Genomic DNA, 590 nt, shown 5'->3' with positions numbered 1-590 from the left:
AACAGTTAAGGGCCTAACCTTGTGTTGCGCACAAAAAGATCAATTGTGTGCATTCAACGGCGTTTTTTTAAAGTACAACAAGGCTAAGAAAATGAAATTTAATGGCGGGATAAATGCGAATATAAATCCGAAAATTGCCCCTGCTACACCTTTATTCAGCTTCCTTTCACCTAAAAAGAATCCAATTATTGAGTTGACCACTGCATAAACAGTAAAGATCAGTAGAGGTAAATAAATCGCGTGCATAATAAATCCTTTTAAAATAAACACAGTGAGAACGTTACAACTTGCTTTACCTTAGCACATAACGCCGCGTTAAGGGGTGCAGGCACGCAATACAAAAGCTACCGCACAGTGCCGTAACCACCAAACTCAACGCAAACTGAAAATGCCACGCGTGCCAAATCCCACTTAAACGCTTTGTTATGCTTAAGCTTCAATGGCTTACGTTTGACCAGAACCAAGATTAACTCGACTTTGATTTACAAACAAAAGCCAAAACGTAGAAAACCGAAATGACTCATAGTTTTGAAAATCCGGGCTTTGAAAATCGGCCGCTAAAACTCAAAAACCTAAGATCAAATTGCTGA

General features: G+C 39.2%; 1 protein-coding gene. It reads left to right on the top strand.

All coding sequences use genetic code 11. From position 1 onward, the window contains the following. Nucleotides 1-208, top strand: a 208-nt coding sequence (locus tag R7Q48_RS29190) for a hypothetical protein (protein ID WP_318133856.1), incomplete at its 5' end; no start/stop codon positions are given. Nucleotides 209-590 lie beyond the last annotated feature (382 nt).

Source organism: Vibrio sp. 378 (assembly GCF_033339435.1).
The sequence above is the reverse complement of the archived record's forward strand: the minus strand, read 5'-3'. Positions and strand labels throughout refer to the sequence as shown.